The organism is Psychrobacillus sp. AK 1817 (assembly GCF_008807035.1).
GTDB lineage: Bacteria > Bacillota > Bacilli > Bacillales_A > Planococcaceae > Psychrobacillus > Psychrobacillus faecigallinarum.
Genome location: NZ_CP031739.1, coordinates 2,430,815 through 2,452,166, shown reverse-complemented (window position 1 = coordinate 2,452,166; position 21,352 = coordinate 2,430,815). Strand labels below are relative to the sequence as shown.

Genomic DNA, 21,352 nt, shown 5'->3' with positions numbered 1-21,352 from the left:
TTTATCTAAAAAGAAGAGGGAGGGGAACTTGTTGTCGTATCAAGCTTTCTACCGCGCATATCGACCTCAGTCGTTTGCGGAAATGTCCGGTCAAACTCATATCAAACAAACCCTTCAAAATGCCCTCATTTACAATAAAACTACTCATGCATATTTATTTTCAGGACCAAGAGGTACAGGTAAAACAAGTGCTGCGAAAATTTTTGCTAAAGCGTTGAACTGTGAGAATGGGCCTGACAAGGAACCATGCAATAAATGTGCAACTTGCAAAAGTATCACAGAGGGTTCCAATACAGATGTAATTGAGTTTGATGCTGCTTCCAACTCTCGTGTGGAAGAAATGCGTGACATTATTGAAAAAGTACGTTTTGCTCCTTCTAATGCGCGCTACAAAGTTTATATTATTGATGAAGTGCATATGCTCTCTACGAGTGCCTTTAATGCTTTGTTAAAAACATTAGAAGAGCCACCAGCTCATGTTGTTTTTATACTTGCAACAACAGAACCACATAAAATACCACTCACCATTATTTCAAGATGTCAAAGATTTGATTTTAAAAGGATTACATCTGCTGATATCGTTTCCAGGATGGTAGAAGTGCTGACCGATGCAGGGATAGAATATGATGTGAATGTACTGAAAATTATCGCACAAGTGGCAGCTGGCGGTATGCGTGATGCACTCAGTATGCTAGATCAAGTAGTATCTTTCAGTGGAAAAATGATGACAATAGAAGATGCCTTGCTTGTAACGGGTTCTATTGGCCAGGATGTTTTTTATCAGTTGGCTGATGCTCTAAGTGAGAGAGATGTAGCACAGGCTTTAAGTGGTATCGAAAAGCTTGTAGAGGATGGAAAGGATCCTGTTCGATTAACGGAGGATTTTATCACATTCTATAGAGATTTGTTGGTACTTCAGGTTGCTCCAGACCAAGCGGAACTATTAGAAATTGCTACGGGCGATGAGCGGTTTAGAGAGCTGGCTACTAAATTTCCTGTGGAGACACTATATAAGAGTATTTCTATTCTCACAAACACTCAACAAGAAATGCGATTTTCCAATCATGCAAAAGTGTATTTAGAAACGGCAGTTATCCGTTTAGCGCAGGTGCCACAAGAGGCTGCTGTGGGGAATGCAAATAGTGCTGAGTTGGAAAAGAAAGTTCAGTTACTAGAAGGGCAGCTTCAGCAGTTGCAGCAACAACTGAGCCAAGGTACGTTTGCACTTGGAACCAATCAAGGGACACAGCAGGAGCAACCAAAGAGAACAAGACAAAAAGCCTCTGGCGTGAAGGTGTCAAGTGGTCGAATACAAGAGATTTTAAAAACAGCAACAAAGTCAGATATTCAAACTATTAAATCACAATGGGCGAATATATTACAACAGCTTCAAAAATCACATGCTGCTTTGTTAAATGATGCAGAACCAGTTGCAGCATCTTCCAGTGCATTTGTGTTAAAATTTAAATATGATATACATTGTCAAATGGCAATGGAGAATAAAACTTTCTCTACCTCTTTTCCACAACTTATTTCAAGCTTAACCGGAACGATGTATGAGGTTGTATATGTACCGGAAGAAAGTTGGTTAAAGATTAGAGAAGAATTTATTCGGCAAAATGGATTAAAAAAGGACTCTATAGAGTCTACGCAGGAAGCTTCCTCTGAATCATCTGAAGTGATGGAACTGTTACAAGGAATGGAAGAAATCACGGAAGATCCTTTAATCGTGGAAGCAGAAAAACTATTTGGAAAAGAATTTGTAGAAGTACATGATGACTAAGGAGGAAAATAATTATGCGTGGAATGGGAAATATGCAAGGTATGATGAAACAAATGCAAAAAATGCAAAAGAAAATGGCTGAGGCTCAAGAGGAACTGGCAACCCAACGCTTTGAAGCAGTTGCTGGCGGAGGAATGGTAAAGGTTATCGTCTCAGGACAAAAAGAAGTATTAGAGGTAGCTCTAGATTCAGCAGTAGTAGACCCTGATGATGTGGAAATGCTACAAGATTTAATCGTAATTGCTACAAATGAAGCAATGAAAAAAGCGGAAGAAACAGCTAATGCCACTATGGGTCAATTCACGAAAGGGTTGAACCTTCCTGGCATGTTCTAGGAGGAAAAATAATGCATTATCCTGAACCGATATCAAAGCTAATAGAAAGCTTTATGAAATTGCCAGGAATCGGGCCGAAAACTGCGGCCCGTCTGGCATTTTTTGTGTTAACTATGAAGGAAGATACAGTACTAGACTTTGCAAAAGCACTAGTAGATGCCAAAAGAAACTTAAGCTATTGCTCTATTTGTGGACATATCACGGACATAGACCCTTGTCATATATGCCAAGACAAACAACGTGATGTATCAATGATTTGTGTAGTACAAGATACTAAAGACGTAATAGCAATGGAAAAAATGAGAGATTACAATGGTTTATACCATGTACTTCATGGAGCTATCTCTCCTATGGATGGAATAGGTCCAGAGGATATTAATGTTCCGTCTTTATTAAAAAGATTACAGGACACACAAGTAGAAGAACTGATTCTAGCAACCAACCCTACAATAGAAGGAGAAGCCACAGCTATGTATATATCTCGTCTTGTAAAACCTTCTGGTATTAAAACAACGAGAATTGCACACGGGCTACCTGTAGGGGGAGATTTAGAGTATGCAGATGAAGTTACTCTGTCTAAAGCTCTAGAAGGACGTCGGGAATTATAAGGAGAGTGTAGGGGTACGTGTTTTTTAAAAAGGGAAAATTAAAAAAAGAATTTGATCAACAATTTGTAACCCTCATTAAAGCCACCAAAGAAGATTGGCAGCAAGCACAGCTAATAGAAGATTATTTGAATGACTATGATCTTAATGCGGTGGCCAAAAGAAAAATAGCAGAGAGTATACATTTCTATCTATATAAAGAAGCAAAGATTAGGAATGTGATTATAAAATAGAATATTAGTAGTACTAGCTTCATACAATAAGGATATTGATTTTATGGAGGGATTGTACATGAAGTTAACCATTATTGTGTGTTCGCTAGTATTATTGTTGTTTTTAGTATTCAAAAGCTCTTTCTCTAATTTATTTGAAAGTCTAAGTATATTTTTATTTCGTTTAGGGTTTTCTATATTATTATTGTTTGGAGTTCATTTATTACTTGGTATGGCAGGATATGTGGTTCCTATAAACCTCTTCACAGGAGCTGTAGTAGCAGTGTTGGGAGTACCAGGGGTAGCCTCTGTAGTGACTATTTCTATACTGCTATAAAAAAATATAAAAAAGTTATCAAAAAGTGTTGACTTATATTTAAAACGAGAGTAATATAGTAGAAGTCGCCAAGAGGTAAACAAGTTTGGCTGACATGATGAACATTGAAAACTGAACATGCAAAACGTTAAGAAATATAGCGTCAAACAACTTCGGTTGTATTGACACAAAACAATTTTTGACATCATTTAATGATGATGCCAGCAAAGAACATCGACTAAAAGCGCCACATCCGTGTGGCGACGTCGATGCCAGCACTTCGTGTGCAAGTGAGCTTTTTAAGTTCTCTATTATGGAGAGTTTGATCCTGGCTCAGGACGAACGCTGGCGGCGTGCCTAATACATGCAAGTCGAGCGAATGATGAAGAAGCTTGCTTCTTCTGATTTAGCGGCGGACGGGTGAGTAACACGTGGGCAACCTGCCCTGTAGATTGGGATAACTCCGGGAAACCGGGGCTAATACCGAATAATCCATTTCCTCACATGGGGGAATGTTAAAAGACGGTTTCGGCTGTCACTACAGGATGGGCCCGCGGCGCATTAGCTAGTTGGTGAGGTAACGGCTCACCAAGGCGACGATGCGTAGCCGACCTGAGAGGGTGATCGGCCACACTGGGACTGAGACACGGCCCAGACTCCTACGGGAGGCAGCAGTAGGGAATCTTCCACAATGGACGAAAGTCTGATGGAGCAACGCCGCGTGAGTGAAGAAGGTTTTCGGATCGTAAAACTCTGTTGTGAGGGAAGAACAAGTACGAGAGTAACTGCTCGTACCTTGACGGTACCTCATTAGAAAGCCACGGCTAACTACGTGCCAGCAGCCGCGGTAATACGTAGGTGGCAAGCGTTGTCCGGAATTATTGGGCGTAAAGCGCGCGCAGGCGGTCCTTTAAGTCTGATGTGAAAGCCCACGGCTCAACCGTGGAGGGTCATTGGAAACTGGGGGACTTGAGTGCAGAAGAGGAAAGCGGAATTCCAAGTGTAGCGGTGAAATGCGTAGAGATTTGGAGGAACACCAGTGGCGAAGGCGGCTTTCTGGTCTGTAACTGACGCTGAGGCGCGAAAGCGTGGGGAGCAAACAGGATTAGATACCCTGGTAGTCCACGCCGTAAACGATGAGTGCTAAGTGTTAGGGGGTTTCCGCCCCTTAGTGCTGCAGCTAACGCATTAAGCACTCCGCCTGGGGAGTACGGTCGCAAGACTGAAACTCAAAGGAATTGACGGGGGCCCGCACAAGCGGTGGAGCATGTGGTTTAATTCGAAGCAACGCGAAGAACCTTACCAGGTCTTGACATCCCGCTGACCGGCCTAGAGATAGGCTTTTCCCTTCGGGGACAGCGGTGACAGGTGGTGCATGGTTGTCGTCAGCTCGTGTCGTGAGATGTTGGGTTAAGTCCCGCAACGAGCGCAACCCTTGATCTTAGTTGCCAGCATTCAGTTGGGCACTCTAAGGTGACTGCCGGTGATAAACCGGAGGAAGGTGGGGATGACGTCAAATCATCATGCCCCTTATGACCTGGGCTACACACGTGCTACAATGGACGGTACAGAGGGTCGCAACCCCGCGAGGGTGAGCTAATCCCATAAAACCGTTCTCAGTTCGGATTGTAGGCTGCAACTCGCCTACATGAAGCCGGAATCGCTAGTAATCGTGGATCAGCATGCCACGGTGAATACGTTCCCGGGCCTTGTACACACCGCCCGTCACACCACGAGAGTTTGTAACACCCGAAGTCGGTGGGGTAACCCTTTTGGGAGCCAGCCGCCGAAGGTGGGACAGATGATTGGGGTGAAGTCGTAACAAGGTAGCCGTATCGGAAGGTGCGGCTGGATCACCTCCTTTCTAAGGATATATTCGGAATACAGATCTTTATCTGTATCTTAACGTTTTGCAGTTCAGTTTTGAGTGTTCATTTTTATGATGAGCATTTATACTTGCTCCTGCGATTACTCGTCGCAAAGGAACAAGCCCTTTGTTCTTTGAAAACTGGATAAAACGACATCAAAAAAGAAACAAACGCAAGATATTCAAATTGTGATCACTTACGTGATTGCAAGTGTAGTACTTTTAACTTTTAGGTTAAGTTAATAAGGGCGCACGGTGGATGCCTTGGCACTAGGAGTCGACGAAGGACGGCACTAACACCGATATGCTTCGGGGAGCTGTAAGTGAGCTTCGATCCGGAGATTTCCGAATGGGGAAACCCACTGCCCGTAATGGGGCAGTACATTTGCGTGAATACATAGCGCATCTGAGACACACCCAGGGAACTGAAACATCTAAGTACCTGGAGGAAGAGAAAGAAAATTCGATTCCCTGAGTAGCGGCGAGCGAAACGGGAAGAGCCCAAACCAAGAGGCTTGCCTCTTGGGGTTGTAGGACACTCTATACGGAGTTACAAAAGAATGAGTTAGATGAAGCGACCTGGAAAGGTCCGCAGGATAGGGTAAAAGCCCCGTAGTCCAAAATTCATTCCCTCCAGAGTGTATCCTGAGTACGGCGGAACACGTGAAATTCCGTCGGAATCCGGGAGGACCATCTCCCAAGGCTAAATACTACCTAGTGACCGATAGTGAACCAGTACCGTGAGGGAAAGGTGAAAAGCACCCCGGAAGGGGAGTGAAATAGACCCTGAAACCGTGTGCCTACAAATAGTCAAAGCCCGTTAACGGGTGATGGCGTGCCTTTTGTAGAATGAACCGGCGAGTTACGATTACATGCGAGGTTAAGTTGAGAAGACGGAGCCGCAGCGAAAGCGAGTCTGAATAGGGCGAATGAGTATGTGGTCGTAGACCCGAAACCAGGTGATCTACCCATGTCCAGGATGAAGGTAAGGTAACACTTACTGGAGGTCCGAACCCACGCACGTTGAAAAGTGCGGGGATGAGGTGTGGGTAGCGGAGAAATTCCAATCGAACCTGGAGATAGCTGGTTCTCTCCGAAATAGCTTTAGGGCTAGCCTCAAACGTTAGAATCTTGGAGGTAGAGCACTGTTTGGACTAGGGGCCCATCCCGGGTTACCGAATTCAGACAAACTCCGAATGCCAATGATTTATGTTTGGGAGTCAGACTGCGAGTGATAAGATCCGTAGTCAAGAGGGAAACAGCCCAGACCACCAGCTAAGGTCCCAAAGTATTTGTTAAGTGGAAAAGGATGTGGCGTTGCTTAGACAACCAGGATGTTGGCTTAGAAGCAGCCATCATTTAAAGAGTGCGTAATAGCTCACTGGTCGAGTGACGCTGCGCCGAAAATGTATCGGGGCTAAACAAATCACCGAAGCTGTGGATTGATACCTTTGGTATCAGTGGTAGGAGAGCGTTCTAAGGGCGTTGAAGTCAGACCGGAAGGACTGGTGGAGCGCTTAGAAGTGAGAATGCCGGTATGAGTAGCGAAAGATGGGTGAGAATCCCATCCACCGTATGACTAAGGTTTCCTGAGGAAGGCTCGTCCGCTCAGGGTTAGTCGGGACCTAAGTCGAGGCCGATAGGCGTAGACGATGGACAACAGGTTGATATTCCTGTACCACCACCCCACCGTTTGAGTGATGGGGGGACGCAGTAGGATAGGGTAAGCGTGCTGTTGGTTATGCACGTCCAAGCAGTGAGGTGTGAGTGTAGGCAAATCCGCACTCTGTAACATTGAGCTGTGATGGCGAGGACTTAGTCCGAAGTTCCTGATTTCACACTGCCAAGAAAAGCCTCTAACGAGGTGGGAGGTGCCCGTACCGCAAACCGACACAGGTAGTCGAGGAGAGAATCCTAAGGTGAGCGAGAGAACTCTCGTTAAGGAACTCGGCAAAATGACCCCGTAACTTCGGGAGAAGGGGTGCTCTTTTGGGTGTATAGCCTAGAAGAGCCGCAGTGAATAGGCCCAGGCGACTGTTTAGCAAAAACACAGGTCTCTGCAAAACCGTAAGGTGAAGTATAGGGGCTGACGCCTGCCCGGTGCTGGAAGGTTAAGAGGAGTGCTTAGCGCAAGCGAAGGTGCGAATTGAAGCCCCAGTAAACGGCGGCCGTAACTATAACGGTCCTAAGGTAGCGAAATTCCTTGTCGGGTAAGTTCCGACCCGCACGAAAGGCGTAACGATCTGGGCACTGTCTCAACGAGAGACTCGGTGAAATTATAGTACCTGTGAAGATGCAGGTTACCCGCGACAGGACGGAAAGACCCCGTGGAGCTTTACTGTAGCTTGATATTGAATTTTGGTGCAACTTGTACAGGATAGGTAGGAGCCTTAGAGCCCGGAGCGCCAGCTTCGGAGGAGGCGTCGGTGGGATACTACCCTGGTTGTATTGAAATTCTAACCCATACCCGTAACCCGGGTAGGAGACAGTGTCAGGCGGGCAGTTTGACTGGGGCGGTCGCCTCCTAAAGTGTAACGGAGGCGCCCAAAGGTTCCCTCAGAATGGTTGGAAATCATTCGAAGAGTGTAAAGGCAGAAGGGAGCTTGACTGCGAGACCTACAAGTCGAGCAGGGTCGAAAGACGGGCTTAGTGATCCGGTGGTTCCGCATGGAAGGGCCATCGCTCAACGGATAAAAGCTACCCCGGGGATAACAGGCTTATCTCCCCCAAGAGTCCACATCGACGGGGAGGTTTGGCACCTCGATGTCGGCTCATCGCATCCTGGGGCTGTAGTCGGTCCCAAGGGTTGGGCTGTTCGCCCATTAAAGCGGTACGCGAGCTGGGTTCAGAACGTCGTGAGACAGTTCGGTCCCTATCCGTCGTGGGCGTAGGAAATTTGAGAGGAGCTGTCCTTAGTACGAGAGGACCGGGATGGACACACCGCTGGTGTACCAGTTGTTCTGCCAAGGGCATCGCTGGGTAGCTATGTGTGGACGGGATAAGTGCTGAAAGCATCTAAGCACGAAGCCCCCCTCAAGATGAGATTTCCCATTACGCAAGTAAGTAAGATCCCTCAAAGACGATGAGGTAGATAGGTTCGGGGTGGAAGCGTGGCGACACGTGCAGCTGACGAATACTAATCGATCGAGGACTTAACCAAATTGTTTGTTTCCATTAATGATGTCTTTTATCCAGTTTTGAGTGAACAACTCAAGAGGATTTCAAAACACAAGCAGTGCTAGGAAACGAGTGAGCGAAGGAAGGAGCGTACTTACGTACGTGACTGACTGAACGAGCGAAGTTGACAACGCAATGCGCAGTGGATTGAAAGCCGAAAAGTCTAGTGATGATGGCGAAGAGGTCACACCCGTTCCCATACCGAACACGGAAGTTAAGCTCTTCAGCGCCGATGGTAGTTGGGGGTCTCCCCCTGCAAGAGTAGGACGTCGCTGGGCACTATAGGAAGTCGTTACCGAGTAATCGGTGGCGGCTTTTTTGTATTAAGAGAAAAAGGCCGAAGGCAATCATCATTATCTAAGCAAGTGTGCGAGAAAGCAGAGGGGCAAAGAGTTCGAGGAAGCAAGGAAGAGAGGCTCGGAGCGTATAGCATACGCGAGAACCGATCGACTGCGGCTGACAAAGAAATCTGCCGTCCATCTGGTTTCGCAGCCGAGCCGATGGTAGTTGGGGGTCCCCCTGCAAGAGTAGGACGTCGCTGGGCACTGGAAAAAGTCGTTACCGAGAAATTGGTGACGGCTTTTTTGTTTGTTCTATAAAGAAATTAGAAGTGCCGAAGGCACCTAACCATTCCTAACTAAGCAAGTGTGCGAGAAAGCAGAGGGGCAAAGAGTTCGAGGAAGCAAGGAAGAGAGGCTCGGAGCGTATAGCATACGCGAGAACCGATCGATTGCGGCTGACGAAGAAATCTGCCGCCCATCTGGTTTCGCAGCCGCGCCGATGGTAGTTGGGGGTTCCCCTGCAAGAGTAGGACGTCGCTGGTACATAGAAAGTCGTCACCAAGTGACTTTTGTTTTGGTTAAGTTAATTACAAAGAGAAAGACCAAAGGAATATATAATTAGAGTAAGTATCTTTAAATACAGCCAGATAGATAAAATAATCAATTCTTTATAGAGTAAATGACACCTTCCTTTTATTTCATATGCATTTCTTACATATGAAGTGTTCTATTACTATTAAATAGAAAATAAGCAAGTAAGACATGAATAAAGAAACAAGGATTATCCTCAAGACTCTTGTGGTCAAAGGGAGGACTCTCGCTCAAAAAAATCCTACTATTATCTTATAATCAAAGATCATTCAAAGTCATTAAAAGAAAATGACACCCTTCAAAAAATTTCCCGGAAAATAAATATATATTATAATATCCATCTTTTTAGGCCAAAAATAGGTTCAAAACATCTACTCCTATTTCATGTATAATAGAAAGATAATAAAATTTCGTGGGGTAAAAAAAATGCATGAAAAACGTCCATTAGTAGAAGCATTAGAAAAATTTCATAATCAAAAAAATATATCCTTTCATGTTCCTGGTCATAAACATGGACTCTTATCTAATCTTCCAGCTCCTATTAAAGGTGCACTGTCCTACGACTTGACCGAATTAAATGGTTTAGATGACTATCATCATCCTGAAGAAGCTATTAAAGAAGCAGAAGAATTACTGGCATCGACTTATGGAGCAAAAAAAAGCTATTTTCTTGTGAATGGAACAACAGTTGGAAACTTAGCGATGCTATATGCTACCTGTCAGTATGGAGAACAAATAATTGTTCAAAGAAACGCCCATAAGTCTATTTTTCATGCAATTGAATTAGTAGGCGTTGAACCAATTTTTGTCTCACCGGAATGGGATGATCGTACAAAAACAGCCACTTATGTATCGGCAAAATCTATTCAGATTGCCATGGAAGAATTTCCACAGGCAAAAGGTGTAATACTTACTTACCCAAGCTATTATGGAATGGCTTCGGAGGAGATTAAAAAAATTATAGACTACTGCCATGCAAGAAACCTTCCAGTATTAGTGGATGAAGCACATGGTGCCCATTTCCTAGTTTACAAAGGACTACCACAATCCGCTCTTCAATATGGTGCAGACATAGTTGTTCAATCGGCTCATAAGACATTGCCGGCTATGACGATGGGATCTTTTTTGCATATAAACTCTTCAATTATTGAAGCGCCCCGAGTAAATAAGTATTTAAGGATGCTTCAATCAAGCAGCCCTTCCTATCTACTGATGGCTTCACTAGACGATGCTAGGAGCTATGTGCAAAGATACAATGAAATGGATTTCAAGCAGCTACTATATAAAAGAGAGCTATTTAAACAGGCATTACAATCGATTAAACAAGTGGAGATTATAGAGGTAGATGATCCATTGAAACTGTTAATGCGTGTGGGAGATTATTCTGGATTTCAAGTTCAAAGGGCGTTACAAGATCAGCACATTTACGTTGAGCTTGCTGATACATATCAGGTTTTAATAATATTACCATTATTGAAAAAAGAGCAAGATTATCCTTTTGCAGAAGTAAGAAAGCGTATAAAAATGGCAGTAGATGAGCTTCAAAAAGAGGAGCCGATAGTTCCTAAGGCAATATCAAAAAGTTCTTTGAAAACAGTATCTACGATTGAAATGAATATAGGTTTGTTAAACTGTAAGCAAGGAGAATGGATTCCCTATGCTCGGTCAATAGGTAGAATTGCAAAAGGAATCATCATTCCATACCCACCTGGTATTCCATTAGTTATACCAGGGGAGAAAATTACGATCTCTATGTTAACAGAGCTAGAAGATTGGATTGATAAAGGTGCTTTCTTTCAAGGAGAGCATAGGCTTGCAGAAAAGCTAATATATGTAGTGGAGGATTAATAGTGCAGAAAAAAGGGTATTTTATATCAAGTGAAGGTCCTGAAGGTGCAGGGAAAACAACTGTTATGCAATTACTTGGGGAAAGATTAGTGAAAGAGGGCTACGATGTTGTCATGACAAGAGAGCCTGGTGGTATTAAAATCTCCGAGAAAATTCGTAGCATAATTTTAGATAACGAGCATACAATGATGGATAGCCGCACGGAAGCTTTGTTGTATGCAGCGGCTAGAAGACAGCATCTAGTGGAAAAAATTCAACCTTCCCTAGAGGCTGGAAAAATTGTTATTTGTGATCGTTTTATCGATAGCTCACTTGCATATCAAGGCTATGCAAGAGGAATTGGAGTAGAGGAGATATTATCCATTAACCAATTTGCAATTGGACAAACGATGCCAGACAAGACGCTTCTATTTGATATTGAGCCGAGTCTTGGACTGAAGCGAATTAATGCTCATAGCACCAGAGAGAAAAATAGATTAGACGTGGAAAGTCTTTATTTCCATCAAAAAGTGAGAGAAGGGTACCTATCATTAGTGGAACAATATCCTGAGAGAATACAAGTGATAGATGCCTCTAAATCATTGGAAGAGGTGTTGGAAGAGGCTTATAAAATGGTAAAAATGGAATTAGGAATTTTTAGGTAATAAATGCTATAATAAAATAAACAGAAAATAAAAGTAGGAGTGAGTAGCGATGAAATTAATAGTAGCTGTAGTGCAGGACCAAGATAGTAATAGATTATCGAATGCGTTAACGAAAGCAAAGTTTCGAGCGACAAAACTTGCTAGTACAGGTGGATTTCTAAGATCTGGGAATACTACATTTTTAATCGGTACAGATGACTCCTTGGTACCTTCTGCGTTAGAACTAATAAGAGATAATTGTCGTGCCCGGGAGCAGATGGTTGCTCCGGTTTCTCCTATGGGAGGAAACGCAGACTCATATATACCGTATCCGGTTGAAGTAGAGGTCGGTGGAGCAACGGTATTCGTACTCCCAATTGAACAATTCCATCATTTTTAATAATGAAGGAAAGGACAGAAAACGTTGAAAATTAATCAAGATTTACGAGTAGGGATAGATAAAATACGTAAAGATTCTATACAGAATAATACGAATTCGGCAAAATTTGGGCAAATGGTAACGAAGCATGACCAAAGAATGCAAACTGAAGCTCTGACTAGGCTGTTAGGTGATATTACAACAGCTGGTGATCGTCTAGCTCGGTCAAGAAACCTACGTGATATGGCAAAGTTTAAAATGCTAATTAAAAAGTTTTTGGAAGAAGCAGTAGATTTCGGTATGGGGCTAAAACAGTCTCATACGTGGAATAGATTTGGTGAAGGTAGAAAGCTAAAAATAGTAGAGACAATTGATGAGAAATTAGTAGAGCTAGCGGAAGAAATTCTAAGCCAAGAAAAGAGTTCCATTGAATTGTTGGATAAAATAGGTGAAATTAAAGGCTTACTTATTAATTTGTATACGTAGAAGCTCCCGTGTTTTCGCACAAAGCGAGACACGGGATTTTTTAGAAGATAGGAAGTATATGCTTTTTTGCAATTTATTTATTCGGTGTCTAGCTTCAGGAGCTTACGTTTTTATGAGAAAGGTGGAACAAGATTGAGCATGGTAGAAGAATGGTCAATACAAAACATAGAAAGAATGCAACCAGTAGCTATAAAACATATTCAATCTATTGTAGCTAAAAATCGTATTGGACATGCTTATATAATTGAAGGGGCCAAGGGTACAGGAAAAACAAAGGTTATGCAGTTTTTTGTACAACTGATGTTTTGCGAGAATTCGACAGGAAATGTTCCATGTGAAACATGTCGAAGCTGTAAAAGGCTAAAATCGCATAATCATTTAAATCTTAGTCAGATAGAGCCAGATGGACAAAATATAAAAAGAAATCAAATAGATGATCTGATACATGAGATGAGTAAAACCTCTTTAGAAAGCGGAAGAAAAGTTTATGTGATCCATGAAGCAGACCGATTAAACATTAGTTCCTCTAATACGCTGCTAAAATTTTTAGAGGAGCCACAAAGTGAGATTACAGCAATTTTATTGACAGATAAGATGCATGCTTTGCTTCCAACTATACGTTCAAGATGTCAGCATATCGGCTTGGCTACTATGCCTCAATCGATATTAAAGCAGAAGTTAATAGAGGAAGGAATCACAGATTCTATGGCTTCCACTGTAAGTAGAATGACGAATGAGGTAGAAGAAGGTCTAAATTTAGCGAAAGACGAGCAATTTGGACTTGCAAGGAAATCAGTGTTAAAATTGGTGGAAGCAAGTGAAAAAAGTGTTCAAGATGCATTAATGTGTATTCAAGAAGATTTTGGCCCACTTCTAAAAGAAAAGGAACAAGCAGAACAAGTATTAGATTTACTACTATTTGCTTATCGTGATATAGTAGCTATAAAAGCAACTCCACTCGCAGTTTGTACTTATCCAGATATGATTTCTTTTTGGAAACAGGTAGCATTGTATAAGACATACGAGCAATTGTCTAAACAGTTAGAACTAATTTTAGATGCAAAACAGAATTTGCATAGGAATATGAACCGGACACTGATGATGGAGCAGCTAATGCTTAACCTGCAGGAGGGGTATAGTTTTGTATAAAGTTGTAGGAGTCCGCTTTAAAAAAGCGGGTAAAATATATTATTTTGATCCAGTGGATTATGATTTAGAAAAGGATGATTATGTCATCGTAGAAACTGCTCGCGGGGTAGAGTACGGAAAAGTTGTCGTACCTATTAAGCAAGTAGGAGAAAATGATGTAGTTTTACCTTTAAAACAAGTAGTACGCCCTTCCACAGAAAAGGATCGAATCCAGGTGGAAGAAAATCGTTTAGAATCAGCTCAGGCATTAGCTCTGGGGACTGAAAAGATACTACAAAGAGAATTAGAGATGAAGCTTGTTGATGTTGAATATACATTCGATCGCAACAAAATAATCTTCTATTTTACAGCTGAAGGACGAGTAGATTTTCGTGATTTAGTAAAAGATCTTGCTTCAGTCTTCAGAACACGAATTGAACTTCGACAAATTGGAGTTCGAGATGAAGCTAAAATGTTAGGCGGCATAGGGCCTTGTGGAAGAATGCTCTGCTGTTCAACCTTTCTAGGAGATTTCGAACCAGTGTCTATTAAGATGGCAAAGGATCAAAATCTATCTCTAAATCCTTCTAAAATTTCAGGTTTATGCGGCCGCTTAATGTGTTGCTTAAAGTATGAAAATGATGAATACGAGACGGCAAGAGAGCAAATGCCTGACATTGGTGATAGAATTGAGACACCAGATGGATATGGAAAAGTTGTCAGCATGAATATTTTAGAAAGAATTTTACGTATTGAGTTGGGCGATCCTTTACGTGTGTTAGATTATACGTTAGATGAGATTGTAAACTATGCTAAAAACCCAGTTCAGTGGACGGGGCAATGAGGTGAATAGGTGATGGACCGTAATTTTTTGGATACAATTATAGAATTTGAAAAACAATTAGAGTCCACGCAACTCCAGTTTCGCGCGTTGAAAGAGTTTGTAGCGATTATGATAGAAGAACGACAAGCGTTACAAGAAGAAAATAATCGTTTAAGACAAAGGCTAGATGAGATACATGAAAAAGAAGCAATGGACGAAAAGATACGAGAAAATCGATTGAACAAAGCTGATATAGGAGAAGGCTATGATAACTTAGCTAGGCTATATCAGGAAGGGTACCATGTATGTCATGTTCACTTTGGAAGTCCTCGTAAGGAGGAAGATTGTTTATTTTGCTTATCTTTTTTAAATAAACAAAATGTCTAATCAATTGACTGATGCCACTCCATAAGGTGGATGTCAGTCTTTTGTTTTTATGGAGGTAGGATTTATGGAACAATGGCTCAAGGATGATGAAAGGCTAGATTATTTATTGGCAGAGGAATTACGAATCATACAAAGCCCTTCTGTTTTCTCCTTTTCCCTGGATGCAGTATTACTGGCTCGATTTACATACGTGCCGATTAAAAAGGGAAAAATAGTTGATTTGTGTACAGGGAATGGTGCAATCCCTCTATTCCTAAGTGCTCGGTCAAAGTCAGAAATAATAGGTATTGAGTTGCAAGAAAGATTAGCCGATATGGCAATTAGAAGTACCAAATACAACCAACTAACCGATCAAATTCGTATTATACAAGACAATGTTATTGGTATCGCAGGAAAATTAGGTTCAGAGAAATACGATGTGGTTACCTGTAATCCCCCTTACTTTCCTGCTCATGAAGCAAGTGAAAAAAACCTAAAGGAACATTTGGCCATTGCTAGGCATGAAATTCATCTAACCTTGGAAGAGGCTGTGCAATCTGCGAGTGAGCTGCTAAAGCAGGGCGGAAAAGCAGCATTTGTACATCGACCAGGTAGATTGTTGGACATTGTTACTGCAATGAGGGCCAATCGGTTAGAACCAAAACGTATTCGCTTTGTGTATCCAAAGAAGGGGAAGGAAGCAAATACATTATTAATAGAAGGAATAAAGGACGGTAAGCCTGATTTGAAGATTCTTCCTCCTTTATATGTGTACGAAGATGATGGAAAGTACACAGATGAAATAAAAGAGATGCTCTATGGAGACAAATAAAATTCATACCTTTTATGTATTACAATGTAAAGACGGTTCCTATTATGCCGGTTATACGAATGATTTAACGAAGCGGATTAAAACTCATAATGAGGGAAAAGGAGCCAAATACACACGAGCAAGAATTCCAGTTCAGTGCGTATATAAGGAAACCTTTGATACAAAGCAAGAGGCTATGCAGGCGGAGTATGCTTTTAAACAGTTAACTAGAAAGCAAAAAATAGCCTATATGAGAGGAGAGTAAGGAAATGAAATCACAAAAATCTACTGAGCACGAACAGAGTAGCTGTTTGTATTTAGTGGCAACTCCAATTGGCAATTTAGAAGATATGACTATGCGGGCTATTCGTATTTTGAAAGAGGTAGATTACATAGCAGCAGAGGACACAAGAAACTCAAAAAAACTGTGTAATTATTTTGAGATATCTACCCCTTTAATGAGTTATCATGACCATAACCAACAAGTTGGCGGAGAAAAAATATTAGAAATACTGAGAGAAGGAAAACAAGTAGCTTTAGTCAGTGATGCTGGTTTACCTTGTATTTCAGATCCAGGAGCAGATATAGCAGCAAAAGCTATAGATGAAGGATTTGCGGTTGTCCCGGTGCCAGGAGCCAACGCTGCATTGAGTGCACTAATAGCTTCGGGTATGTCAACTCAGCCATTCTTTTTTTATGGATTTCTTAGCAGAAATAAAAAGGAACGAAAAAAAGAAATTACATTGCTCCAAAAGAGACAAGAGACGATACTATTGTATGAAGCTCCACATCGCCTGAAGGATACATTAAAAGATATACAAGCGATCATGGAAGGGTCACGTCGCATTGTGTTAGCTAGAGAACTTACTAAAAAGTTTGAGGAATTTTTAAGAGGAACGGTAGAGGAAGCATTAGAATGGGCCGAGTCTAATGAAATTCGTGGTGAATTTTGCATTGTGCTAGAAGGCAATGATACAGAAGAAGTACTAGAAGAAGAGGCATGGTGGATTAATTTAAGTATTGAGGAACACGTGGAACATTTAATGAATGAAAAACAATTAAAATCGAAAGAAGCTATTAAAGAGGTGGCTATTCAAAGAGGACTATCTAAAAGAGAAGTTTATCAAAGCTATCACGTAACATAATAAAACATCCGCCATAAGTTATGAACGGATGTTTTAATTAAGTAATTATTTTAAGCTGCTTTGAATTTCTTTGATTAACTGTTCTGCACCTTCTGGGCTAAGAATCAGTTTACCACCAACAAGACGAAGGTTTTCATCTGATACTTCACCAGTAACTGCACAAGTCATATTTGGCATATATTTTTTTAAGATGATTTTATCATCGTCAACATATATTTCAAGCGCATCTTTTTCAGCTATACCTAGTGTACGACGAAGTTCGATAGGAATAACTACGCGTCCTAATTCATCAACTTTACGAACAATACCTGTAGATTTCATTATTAAAGTTTCTCCTCTCAAGAGTGTATATTTTTCGCCAAAATTCGACATTAACCTCTTTTATGTACTTAATCATACCAAGTACTACCATATTGGTCAATAATTATTCTTCTGTTTTCATTAGATTTGATGATAAAAATATGACTACGCTTACATAATATTCCTCTAAAAAAGATGAATTATATCATTCTTAGGAATAATATTGATATTTTTGGAAATAATATGTGGAATAAATATAATTCGACAAAAATGCTTAGATGAATAGATTGAAACCCATAACCCATTTAGATAAAATGAATATTATAGAAGATTCAGCATTGGAGGCAGCAATCATTGAATGCACAAGACAAAACTTTTTATATAACGACACCAATTTACTATCCGAGTGGTAAATTCCATATTGGAACGGCTTATACAACTGTAGCTTCCGATGCAATGGCAAGATATAAACGCTTACGAGGTTATGATGTACGTTTCTTAACAGGTATGGACGAGCATGGACAGAAGATACAGGAAAAAGCCCAGGAAGCTGGAATGGAACCACAAGCTTACGTAGATGAAATTGCGGAAGCTTCTAAGAAAACATGGGCGACTATGAATATATCTTACGATGACTTTATTCAAACTACGGAAAAACGCCATACTCAAGCGGTAGAGAAAATTTTTAAAAAGTTCCTAGATAACGGAGATATTTATAAAGGTGAATATGAGGGTTTATATTGTACTCCTTGTGAATCTTTTTTCACAGAAACTCAATTAGATGAAGGAAACTGTCCTGATTGTGGTAGACCTGTTCATAAAGTAAAGGAAGAATCCTATTTCTTTAATATGAAGAAGTATGCGGATCGCTTGCTAGATTACTACGAAAATAATGTGGAATTTATCGAGCCAGAGTCTAGAAAAAATGAAATGATTAATAATTTCATCAAGCCAGGCCTAGAGGACCTATCAGTCTCCAGGACTTCCTTTGATTGGGGAATCCATGTTCCAGGGGATGCGAAGCATGTTATTTACGTATGGGTGGATGCTTTAACTAATTATATTACTTCACTAGGTTATATGTCAGATGATGATTCTCTATTCAAAAAGTACTGGCCTGCAGATGTACATGTAGTAGGGAAGGATATTGTACGTTTCCATACAATCTATTGGCCAATATTCTTAATGGCTTTAGACTTACCTCTACCTAAAAAGGTTTTTGCACATGGGTTTATCATGATGAAGGACGGTAAGATGTCTAAATCTAAAGGAAACGTTGTATACCCAGAGATGCTAGTAGAGAAATATGGCTTAGACGCTACTCGCTATTTCTTACTTCGTGAGCTTCCATTTGGTCAAGATGGTGTATTCTCTCCAGAATCCTTTGTAGAACGTACAAATTTTGACCTTGCAAACGACTTAGGGAATCTATTGAATAGAACAGTTTCTATGATTAATAAGTATTTTGGTGGTCAGATTCCTGTAAACCAAGGCGAACCTACTGAATTTGATAGTACATTACAACAATTTGCTAAAGAAGCAATTGAAAAATATGAATCAAATATGGAAAAAATGCAATTTAGTATTGTATTGGGAGAGCTTTGGTCTCTAGTATCTCGCACTAACAAATATATTGATGAGACACAACCATGGGTGCTTGCAAAGGATGAGGCGACTAAAGCGCAGCTAGCTAGTGTCATGACTAACCTAGCAGAAAGCCTTCGCCAAATAGCTACATTGATTCAACCATTTATGCCTAACAGCCCAAAAGAAATTATGGAGCAGCTGGGATTAACAGAAATGTATCTAGAATGGGATAAGTTAGGGAAATTTAATGTTATTCCTGAAGGTACACAAGTAATAAGTACAGGAGTACCGATTTTCCCTCGCTTAGACGTAGATGAGGAAGTTGCTTATATTCGTGAGAAAATGCGAGGTTCTGTTATGACTTCACAAGAAGAGGTGAAGGAAGAACCAGAAGAAGAGCAAACAGAGGAAATCTCAATTGACGATTTCTTTAAAGTTGATCTACGTGTAGCAACTGTTTTAGAATGTGAAGCAATCCCTAAAGCAGACAAGCTACTTAAATTACAATTAGATTTAGGTTATGAGAAGCGCCAAGTAGTATCTGGGATTGCAAAGCATTATAAGCCGGAGGAACTTATCGGTAAGAAGGTAATTGTAGTGGCTAATTTAAAACCAGTTAAACTTAGAGGAGAGCTATCTCAAGGTATGATTTTGGCTGGTGAAAAAGATGGATTTTTAACTCTAGCAACTGTAGATGAAAAATTAGAAAATGGTGCACAAGTAAAATAATTGTTTATCCAAAAAACTGTCGCATGAGCGGCAGTTTTTTTGTACTAATAAAGAGAATTTTTACTTTGAAAGCTTCTCCTTGGTGAAAGGTGGAAAAGCTGTAGTGTCAATTGTGTAGCAGTATTCAAAAATAAAACGCCTTTGTTAAAGGCGCTTTAGTAAATATCTATTTGAGGTATTACCTTAAATATTAATTGTCAGTACAACTTGGACATTAATTGTTGAAACTGCAGGTGACGATTCCAGTGGGATGAGTGAGACAGAAAGCCTTCACAAACATGCGTGAGCTTGTAGTGATGGCTTATCCGCTCTCCCTACTTAAAAGCTTCCGCCTATAGCGGAAATCAAATATACGTTATTCTCTTCCATATTTCTTTAATATCGTTCTTCAGCGGAAATTGAATTTAATTCATTTAGCATCCTTTTTATGGGATGTCGGTTGATCAACAAATTGATCAACTTGCATGGTTAGTTCTTCCACAAGCTCTTTAAGTAACTGCTTTTGCTCTGTGGATAATTTTCCTTTAACATCATCTAGATTTACGCCATTTTTACGCAGTGTATCACTTACTATTAAATCAATGACCTTTTCAGGAATTGCATTTTTTTTAGGTAAATCGCTCACGTCCATCACTCCTTCTTGTAATATCATTTGTATTATTATATGCAACTATGAATTAAGAGGAGACGAGGGATGTTTTTCGTTTTCCAAACCTACTAATTTTTAGACTCATTAAAAATCTTAGCTGGAGGTTAAATAGAAAATATTTTAAACATATAATCGCTCGAATCCATTTTGAGCGTACTATAATTATATTTAAGTTTTTCTAGACTCTTCGATTTATTCCGAATTTATTATAGAATATCTAACCTAGCTACTAAAGCAAGAAGGATTTGAAGCATTGCCTGAATGTTCACTGCCAAGTCGGTATCAGTGGTTGTAACTGTTATATTTCTTGACCCCTCGACAATCGTTTTTTGAACGTTTCGTTGTTTAGTTTTTATAAATTGTTTCATATCTTGAGCAACTGCTCTAGCTTGATCTGTATCTCCTAGAGTAACGCTAATAACTGCTGCAATTGCAGCTTGAATTCCTAATTGTAACGACAAAGCTGCTTGGGTATCTGTTGTTTGAATTTCAACACCTTCTGAATCCCTTACAATAATCCATTCATATGATTGTTGCTTATTGGAAACGATTTGTTCACCGTTTTGCTGAACATCCGCATTGTTATTTCTGGTGTCATTGCAATGATCTAATGCTCTCCATTTATTCATATTTTCACCTCTTTTCATTTTATATTAAATTTAAAGAACATCTAATCTAACTACTAATGAAACCAATACTTGTAGCATTGCCTGAATATTCACGGCCAAGTCTGTATCAGTAGTTACAATGTTAACGTCATTTGAGTTATCAATAATGATTTTTTGTCTATTGGTTTGTTCGTCATTAAATTGTTGAAAAATGTCATTTGCAACAGCCTGACCCTGATCAGAATCCCCAATTGCAATACTTACTACTAGAGCAATTGCAAGTTGTAAGCCTACTTGAAGGGATACCGATGCTTGAGTATCTGTTGTCTGAACAGTAATGTTGCATGAATCCTTAATCCAGATTAGTTCATCGGATTCTTGGTCTACAGATGAGACCTGATCAAAATCTTCTAAGACCGTTGCTTCACTAAAGTCATTATTATAATGCCAGTGATTCTTTTCCTGGGCGCTATCCTCAGAATTAAAGCCGTTACAACGTTGGCAGTTCCTTACTGGATAATTACTTTCGTAACTACAATGTTTACATTTCCAGTGACTCATATAAAATCTCCTTTCCTATTTACTAGCTTGGTTGTAAAAAATGCTTAATTTGCAACCTCACTTCTGTATCATATGAACAAGTTAATTACTGATATAGTTTTTTTGACTATCTAAAAAAACTATGTTTTTTTAAAAATGAATA

At 40.4% G+C, this 21,352-nt stretch carries 21 protein-coding genes and 3 rRNA genes; 20 read left to right on the top strand and 4 right to left on the bottom strand.

Annotated elements, in window-relative coordinates:
* The first annotated feature begins 31 nt into the window (after positions 1–31).
* The 19 genes from dnaX (at position 32) to rsmI (ending at position 16,776) form a co-directional block, all read left to right on the top strand.
* Positions 32–1,783: a DNA polymerase III subunit gamma/tau gene (gene dnaX, locus D0S48_RS12190; protein WP_151111882.1), complete on the top strand. Its 1,752-nt coding sequence runs from the start codon at positions 32–34 to the stop codon at positions 1,781–1,783.
* 14 nt (positions 1,784–1,797) lie between these two features.
* Positions 1,798–2,118, top strand: coding sequence for a YbaB/EbfC family nucleoid-associated protein (locus D0S48_RS12185; protein ID WP_144541950.1), 321 nt, complete (start codon positions 1,798–1,800; stop codon positions 2,116–2,118).
* Positions 2,119–2,129: 11 nt separating this feature from the next.
* On the top strand, positions 2,130–2,726 hold the full coding sequence (recR, locus tag D0S48_RS12180) for a recombination mediator RecR (RefSeq protein ID WP_144541947.1): 597 nt from the start codon (positions 2,130–2,132) through the stop codon (positions 2,724–2,726).
* 17 nt (positions 2,727–2,743) lie between these two features.
* On the top strand, positions 2,744–2,956 hold the full coding sequence (locus tag D0S48_RS12175; protein ID WP_144541945.1) for a YaaL family protein: 213 nt from the start codon (positions 2,744–2,746) through the stop codon (positions 2,954–2,956).
* Positions 2,957–3,014: 58 nt separating this feature from the next.
* A complete protein-coding gene (locus D0S48_RS12170; RefSeq protein ID WP_186318286.1) occupies positions 3,015–3,272 on the top strand; it encodes a pro-sigmaK processing inhibitor BofA family protein in 258 nt (85 codons plus the stop codon).
* A 289-nt stretch (positions 3,273–3,561) separates the two neighbouring features.
* Positions 3,562–5,115 (top strand): 16S ribosomal RNA (locus tag D0S48_RS12165).
* A gap of 235 nt (positions 5,116–5,350) precedes the next feature.
* Positions 5,351–8,278 (top strand): 23S ribosomal RNA (locus tag D0S48_RS12160).
* A gap of 179 nt (positions 8,279–8,457) precedes the next feature.
* Positions 8,458–8,573 (top strand): 5S ribosomal RNA (rrf, locus tag D0S48_RS12155).
* The 16S, 23S and 5S rRNA genes sit together here, the layout of an rRNA operon.
* Before the next feature lie 87 nt (positions 8,574–8,660).
* Complete coding sequence (locus D0S48_RS12150) at positions 8,661–8,894, top strand: hypothetical protein (protein WP_151111880.1); 234 nt, start codon at positions 8,661–8,663, stop codon at positions 8,892–8,894.
* Between the two features lie 699 nt (positions 8,895–9,593).
* Positions 9,594–11,015, top strand: a complete 1,422-nt coding sequence (locus D0S48_RS12140; protein WP_151111876.1) for an aminotransferase class I/II-fold pyridoxal phosphate-dependent enzyme — start codon at positions 9,594–9,596, stop codon at positions 11,013–11,015.
* A 2-nt stretch (positions 11,016–11,017) separates the two neighbouring features.
* Positions 11,018–11,659 (top strand): dTMP kinase, encoded by a 642-nt coding sequence (tmk, locus tag D0S48_RS12135; protein ID WP_151111874.1) that lies wholly within the window; start codon positions 11,018–11,020, stop codon positions 11,657–11,659.
* A gap of 49 nt (positions 11,660–11,708) precedes the next feature.
* Positions 11,709–12,038, top strand: coding sequence for a cyclic-di-AMP receptor (locus D0S48_RS12130; protein WP_151111872.1), 330 nt, complete (start codon positions 11,709–11,711; stop codon positions 12,036–12,038).
* Between the two features lie 24 nt (positions 12,039–12,062).
* Positions 12,063–12,503, top strand: a complete 441-nt coding sequence (locus D0S48_RS12125; RefSeq protein WP_151111870.1) for a YaaR family protein — start codon at positions 12,063–12,065, stop codon at positions 12,501–12,503.
* 138 nt (positions 12,504–12,641) lie between these two features.
* Complete coding sequence (gene holB, locus D0S48_RS12120) at positions 12,642–13,652, top strand: DNA polymerase III subunit delta' (RefSeq protein WP_144541583.1); 1,011 nt, start codon at positions 12,642–12,644, stop codon at positions 13,650–13,652.
* Positions 13,645–14,475: a PSP1 domain-containing protein gene (locus D0S48_RS12115; RefSeq protein ID WP_151111868.1), complete on the top strand. Its 831-nt coding sequence runs from the start codon at positions 13,645–13,647 to the stop codon at positions 14,473–14,475. Before holB ends, D0S48_RS12115 begins: the two co-directional genes overlap by 8 nt.
* A 9-nt stretch (positions 14,476–14,484) precedes the next feature.
* On the top strand, positions 14,485–14,841 hold the full coding sequence (yabA, locus tag D0S48_RS12110) for a DNA replication initiation control protein YabA (protein ID WP_151111866.1): 357 nt from the start codon (positions 14,485–14,487) through the stop codon (positions 14,839–14,841).
* Between the two features lie 64 nt (positions 14,842–14,905).
* On the top strand, positions 14,906–15,652 hold the full coding sequence (locus tag D0S48_RS12105; RefSeq protein ID WP_151111864.1) for a tRNA1(Val) (adenine(37)-N6)-methyltransferase: 747 nt from the start codon (positions 14,906–14,908) through the stop codon (positions 15,650–15,652).
* Positions 15,639–15,896, top strand: coding sequence for a GIY-YIG nuclease family protein (locus D0S48_RS12100; protein ID WP_151111862.1), 258 nt, complete (start codon positions 15,639–15,641; stop codon positions 15,894–15,896). The genes D0S48_RS12105 and D0S48_RS12100 overlap by 14 nt, the downstream gene beginning before the upstream one ends.
* Positions 15,897–15,900: 4 nt before the next feature.
* Complete coding sequence (gene rsmI / locus D0S48_RS12095) at positions 15,901–16,776, top strand: 16S rRNA (cytidine(1402)-2'-O)-methyltransferase (RefSeq protein WP_144541557.1); 876 nt, start codon at positions 15,901–15,903, stop codon at positions 16,774–16,776.
* A 45-nt stretch (positions 16,777–16,821) separates the two neighbouring features.
* On the opposite strand, the gene D0S48_RS12090 is transcribed toward rsmI, so the two are convergent.
* The gene (locus D0S48_RS12090) at positions 16,822–17,097 is read right to left on the bottom strand and encodes a transition state genes transcriptional regulator AbrB (protein WP_144541581.1); all 276 of its coding nucleotides are present in this window, start codon (positions 17,095–17,097) and stop codon (positions 16,822–16,824) included.
* 333 nt (positions 17,098–17,430) lie between these two features.
* Between D0S48_RS12090 and metG the strand changes: the two genes are divergently transcribed.
* Positions 17,431–19,392: a methionine--tRNA ligase gene (metG, locus tag D0S48_RS12085; protein ID WP_151111859.1), complete on the top strand. Its 1,962-nt coding sequence runs from the start codon at positions 17,431–17,433 to the stop codon at positions 19,390–19,392.
* A 409-nt stretch (positions 19,393–19,801) separates the two neighbouring features.
* On the opposite strand, the gene D0S48_RS12080 is transcribed toward metG, so the two are convergent.
* The 3 genes from D0S48_RS12080 to D0S48_RS12070 all read right to left on the bottom strand — a co-directional run bounded on the left by D0S48_RS12080 (position 19,802) and on the right by D0S48_RS12070 (position 21,210).
* Positions 19,802–20,017 carry a spore coat protein gene (locus D0S48_RS12080; RefSeq protein WP_225216180.1) on the bottom strand — a complete coding sequence of 72 codons (216 nt, stop codon included), beginning with the start codon at positions 20,015–20,017 and terminating at the stop codon, positions 19,802–19,804.
* A 230-nt stretch (positions 20,018–20,247) separates the two neighbouring features.
* Complete coding sequence (locus D0S48_RS12075; protein WP_151111857.1) at positions 20,248–20,670, bottom strand: spore coat protein; 423 nt, start codon at positions 20,668–20,670, stop codon at positions 20,248–20,250.
* A 30-nt stretch (positions 20,671–20,700) separates the two neighbouring features.
* Entirely contained in the window at positions 20,701–21,210 is a 510-nt protein-coding gene (locus tag D0S48_RS12070; protein WP_144541551.1) for a spore coat protein, read from the bottom strand.
* Positions 21,211–21,352 lie beyond the last annotated feature (142 nt).